General features: G+C 73.4%; 1 pseudogene. It reads right to left on the reverse strand.

The features are described from left to right. Positions 1–494 (reverse strand): annotated as a pseudogene (locus tag IF43_RS40255) (beta-ketoacyl synthase N-terminal-like domain-containing protein); the annotation flags it as partial. Positions 495–496 lie beyond the last annotated feature (2 nt).

Here is a 496-nt window from a genome sequence, read left to right on the forward strand (position 1 = left end):
GCACTCGCCGTTGCGCAGCGCCTGGATCGCCCAGTGCAGCGCGACCAGCGACGACGAGCACGCCGTGTCCACCGTCACCGCCGGGCCCTCCAGCCCGAACGTGTAGGCGATGCGGCCGGAGGCGATGCTGCCCGCGTTGCCGGTACCGAGGTAGCCCTCGACGCCCTCGGGCAGTTCCGCGCCGGAGCCCGCACCGTCACCGATGCCGATGCCCGGTACGTAGTCGTGGTACATGACGCCCGCGAAGACACCGGTACGGCTGCCCCGCACGGTCGCCGGGTCGATGCCGGCCCGCTCGAAGGCCTCCCACGAGGTCTCAGGGCCTCGGCGTCCCAGCCGCGGTCGGCCGGGAAGGCCGTGATGCCGTCGCCGCCCGCGGCGACGAGCTGCCACAGGTCCTCCGGGGTGCGGACGCCCCCCGGGAAGCCGACCGGAGTCGGGTAGTCGAAGATCAACGTCGGGGGCAGGCGCAGACCCGTCTCCGCCTTCAGCACGT

The sequence above is a fragment of the Streptomyces sp. NRRL S-87 genome, assembly GCF_000719335.1.
Classification (GTDB): domain Bacteria; phylum Actinomycetota; class Actinomycetes; order Streptomycetales; family Streptomycetaceae; genus Streptomyces.